The organism is Streptomyces sp. FH025 (assembly GCF_017427025.1).
Classification (GTDB): domain Bacteria; phylum Actinomycetota; class Actinomycetes; order Streptomycetales; family Streptomycetaceae; genus Kitasatospora.
Window position 1 is genome coordinate 1 of the sequence record NZ_JAFLNG010000689.1, and the last position, 4,066, is coordinate 4,066.

A 4,066-nucleotide genomic window follows, 5' to 3' on the forward strand; every position below is an offset into this window, starting at 1 on the left:
GCCGCCGCGATCGCCGCGCCGTCGCCCAGCCCGCCCGCGGCGATCAGCGGCAGCGCCGTCACCGCCCGTACGGCCGACAGCAGTTGGAGCAGCGGCAGCTCCCCCGGCGCGTCCGCAACCCGGTGGGTGCCGCGGTGCCCGCCGGCCTCCGGGCCCTGCACGCACAGCGCGTCCATCCCGACCGCCTCCGCCGCCCGCGCCTCCTCCGGTGTGGTGACCGTCCCGACCTGCGACGTCCCCACCGCCCGCAGCGCCGCCGCCTCCTCGGCCGTCGGCAGCCCGAAGGTGTACGAGACCACCGGCACCGGGTCCGCGAGCAGCGCGGCGAGCTTGGCCTCCCAGTCGTCCCGGTCCGGCCCGATCTCCTCCGGCAGCGTCACCCCCCACCGCTCGGCCTCCGGCCGCAGCCGCTCCCGGTAGGCCGCGACGGCCGCCCGGTCCCCGGGCGGGGAGGGGACGAAGAGGTTCACCCCGTACGGCCGGTCGGTCAACTTGCGCACCAGAGCGATCTGTTCGGACATCCACCCGGCGGTCCGGTACCCGGCGGCAAGGAACCCCAGCCCACCGGCCCGGTTCACCGCCGCCACCAACTCCGGTGTCGACGGCCCGCCCGCCATCGGGGCGCCGATCACCGGCACGGCGAGCTCATCGAGACGCATGGTCATCAGGGCGCTCCTCACACGGCCACGGGCACGGAACACCCCCAGCCTACGCTCAGCGGATCAGCCCGCGCCCGCGCGCCTCCCGCACCGCCGCCGTACGCGAGTCGACCCCCAACTTGGTGTAGATGTGCACCAGATGCGACTTCACCGTCGCCTGGCTCAGGTGCAGCGCCTGGCTGATCTGCTGGTTGGTCAGCCCGTCCGCGACCAGCCCCAGCACCTCGGTCTCCCGCGCGCTGAGCGCCGCCGCGGGCGTGCGCATCCGCTCCAGCAGCCGGTCCGCCACGCTCGGCGCCAGCGCGCTGCGCCCCGCCGCGGCCGCCCGCACCGCCTGGGCGAGCTCCTCCGGCGGTGCGTCCTTCAGCAGGTACCCGGTGGCCCCGGCCTCCAGGGCCGGCAGGGTGTCCGCGTCGCTGTCGTACGTGGTGACCACCAGCACCCGGGGCGCGCCAGCCCTGGCGGTGATCGCCGCCGTGGCCTGCGCCCCGTTCATCGCCGAGCCGGGCCCGAACTGGAGGTCCATGAGCACCACGTCCACCCCCGGCTCGGCCGCCAGCTCGACGGCCCGCTCGGCGGTCGCCGCCTCCGCCACGATGGCGAAGTCCGGCTCGCACTCCAGCACCGCCCGCAGCCCGGCCCGCACCACCGGGTGGTCGTCGGCGATCAGCAGCCGGATCACGGCGCCACCTCGCCGACCGGAAGCTGCACCGGCAGCTGCACCGCCAGCGCCGTCCCCTGCCCGGGAGCGGACTCCACGGTGAAGCTGCCGCCGAGCGCCCGGGCCCGGGCCCGCATCGAGGGCAGGCCGAACCCGCCCTCCCCACCGGTACGGCCCGCGACCGCCACCGGATCGAACCCGGCTCCGTCGTCGAACACGTCCAACGCCACCTCGCCCTCCATGTAGCTGAGTGTCACCTCGGCCCGCGAGGCCTTCGCGTGCCGCACCGTGTTGCCGAGCGCCGACTGCGCGATCCGCAGCAGCGCGATCTCCTGCGCGGCCGGCAGCCGTACCGGATCCCCCGAGACGTGCAGGTGGACGGGCAAGGCGCTGTGCGCCGTGGTGGTCGCGCACAGCCGCTCCAGCGCGACCGGCAGCGAGTCGCCGTCCAAGGCGGGCGGGGTGAGCGCGCGGACGAAGCGCCGGGCCTCGTCCAGATTGTCCTGGGCGGCCTGTCGCGCCTGCTCGACGTACCCGGCGGCCGCCTCGGTGCGCTCCGGCAGCGCCCGCTGGGCCGCCCGCAGCAGCAGCTGGATGGAGCTGAGGCTCTGCGCGAGGGTGTCGTGGATCTCCCGGGCCAGCCGCTCGCGCTCGGCCAGCACCCCGGCCGCGTGGTGCGCGGCGGCGAGGTCGGCGCGGGCGGCGGTCAGTTCGTCGATCAGCCGGCGCCGCTCCTCGCTCTCCCGGTACAGCGCCTGGTAGCCGAGCACGGTGGCGGTGGCGACGGCCGCACCGAGCGCGGGCCCGATCGCGGCGGCGAGGTTGAAGCCGTGCTGGTGCCAGGACCATGCGCCGATCGCCGCCGCCGCCGTCAGCCCGACGGCGACCAGCCCGCTGCGCCGGCCGAGCAGGTGGAGCTCCAGGAAGTACAGCGGGAACGCCAGCCACACCCCGTCCTGGGTGGCGACCAGCAGGCCCACCCAGGTGACGCCGAGCAGCGCCAGCCAGAGCGCGGCGCCCCGGCGGGAGCGGTGGACGGCGGCGAGCTTCGGCCCGACGGCGTAGACGGCCGCCATCGCGGAGGCCGCCGCGGCGACGGCCGCCGGATCGCCGTCCCTTCCGACGGCGGCACGGGCCACGGAGAGCGCCAGCAGGCCCGCCACGAGCAGGTGCAGGCAGACCTGGAGGACGCGGGCGACGGGTGTGGTGCGGAATCGTTCGGTCGCCATCCCTCCAGCCTAAGCTCCGCGCCCGGAAGCGGGATCAATCAAAAGGTTGAACTCGGGCTCTGCCCTTCGATGCCCAGGAAGCAATCCCCGGCGCGATGCCCGGGCCACCCCTCCTCCGGGAGTGTTGAGGACATCAACCGTTGCTGGATGGAGGAAGGCCCACCGTGTTCGTCGCCTGGAGGGATCTGGGGTTCGCCAAGGGGCGGTTCGCCCTGATGGGAACCGTCATCGTGCTGATCACCGTACTGGTCGGTCTGCTGTCCGGCCTGACCGCCGGGCTCGGCCGGCAGAACATCTCCGCGATCACCGGCCTGCCCGCCGACCACCTGGTGTTCTCCAAGCCCGCCGACGGGCAGAAGCTCTCCTTCACCGACTCCCAGGTCACCCCGGACCAGTGGCAGGCCTGGGCCCGCGAGCCCGGCGTCACCTCCGCCCAGCCGCTCGGCATCACCACCACCAAGGCCGCGGCGGGCACCCGCACCGCCGCGCTCTCCGCCTTCGGCGTGCCGGAGGGCTCCGACCTGGCCCCGCAGGGCGCCCGGATCACCCCCGGCCAGGCCGTCCTGTCCAAGACCGCCGCCGAGAACCTGGGCCACCTCGCGCCCGGCGCCGACTTCACCCTCGCCGGGCACCACCTCACCGTGGCCGCCGTCGAGGGCGACGCCGCGTACAGCCACACCCCGGTGATCTGGACCAGCCTCACCGACTGGCAGCAGTTCGCCCCGGGCGGCGCCGGCCACGCCACCGTCATCGCCCTCCACACCGCCAAGGGCGCCGACCTCGCCGCCGCCGACACCCGCCTCGGCACCGTCACCCACACCCGCGACGACTCCCTCGCCGCGATCGGCTCCTACACCTCCGAGAACGGCTCCCTCCAGCTGATGCGCGGCTTCCTGTTCGCCATCTCCGCGCTCGTCATCGGCGCCTTCTTCACCGTCTGGACGATCCAGCGCAGCGGCGACATCGCGGTGCTGAAGGCCCTCGGCGCCTCCACCCGCTACCTGCTGCGCGACGCCCTCGGCCAGGCCGTCCTGCTGCTGGTGCTCGGTACGGCCGTCGGCACCGCGATCGCGGCCGGCTTCGGAGCGCTGATCGGCTCCGCCGTCCCCTTCGTCCTGGACGCCCCGACCGTCCTCCTCCCCGCCGTCGTCATGATCGCCCTCGGCGCGATCGGCGCGGCCCTGTCCATCCGCCGGATCACCTCCGTCGACCCGCTGACCGCCCTCGGGAGCGCCCGATGACTCTCATCCTCGACCGCGTCACCTTGACCTACCCGGACGGCGACGGCCGGCTCACCGCACTGGACGAGGTCTCCCTGACCGTCCCCAAGGGCTCGCTCACCGCGGTGGTCGGCCCCTCCGGCTCCGGCAAGTCCAGCCTCCTCGCGGTGGCGGCCACCCTGATCACCCCGGACTCCGGGCAGGTGGTCATCGACGGCACCGACACCGCCGGCCTCGACCGCGCCGAACTCGCCGCGCTCCGCCGCACCAAGATCGGCATCGTCTTCCAGCAGGCCA

The 4,066-nt window shown here is 74.8% G+C and carries 5 protein-coding genes; 2 read left to right on the plus strand and 3 right to left on the minus strand.

What is annotated here, in order from left to right:
• The 3 genes from J0670_RS32090 to J0670_RS32100 form a co-directional block, all read right to left on the minus strand.
• The coding region (locus tag J0670_RS32090; RefSeq protein ID WP_243437830.1) for a nitronate monooxygenase at nucleotides 1–665 on the minus strand (665 nt) is incomplete at its 3' end.
• Nucleotides 666–714: 49 nt separating this feature from the next.
• The gene (locus J0670_RS32095; RefSeq protein WP_207815533.1) at nucleotides 715–1,341 is read right to left on the minus strand and encodes a response regulator transcription factor; all 627 of its coding nucleotides are present in this window, start codon (nucleotides 1,339–1,341) and stop codon (nucleotides 715–717) included.
• Nucleotides 1,338–2,549 (minus strand): sensor histidine kinase, encoded by a 1,212-nt coding sequence (locus J0670_RS32100; protein ID WP_207815534.1) that lies wholly within the window; start codon nucleotides 2,547–2,549, stop codon nucleotides 1,338–1,340. Before J0670_RS32100 ends, J0670_RS32095 begins: the two co-directional genes overlap by 4 nt.
• A gap of 164 nt (nucleotides 2,550–2,713) precedes the next feature.
• Between J0670_RS32100 and J0670_RS32105 the strand changes: the two genes are divergently transcribed.
• Nucleotides 2,714–3,790 (plus strand): ABC transporter permease, encoded by a 1,077-nt coding sequence (locus tag J0670_RS32105; RefSeq protein WP_207815535.1) that lies wholly within the window; start codon nucleotides 2,714–2,716, stop codon nucleotides 3,788–3,790.
• Nucleotides 3,787–4,066, plus strand: a 280-nt coding sequence (locus tag J0670_RS32110) for an ATP-binding cassette domain-containing protein (protein ID WP_207815542.1), incomplete at its 3' end; no start/stop codon positions are given. The genes J0670_RS32105 and J0670_RS32110, both read left to right, overlap by 4 nt.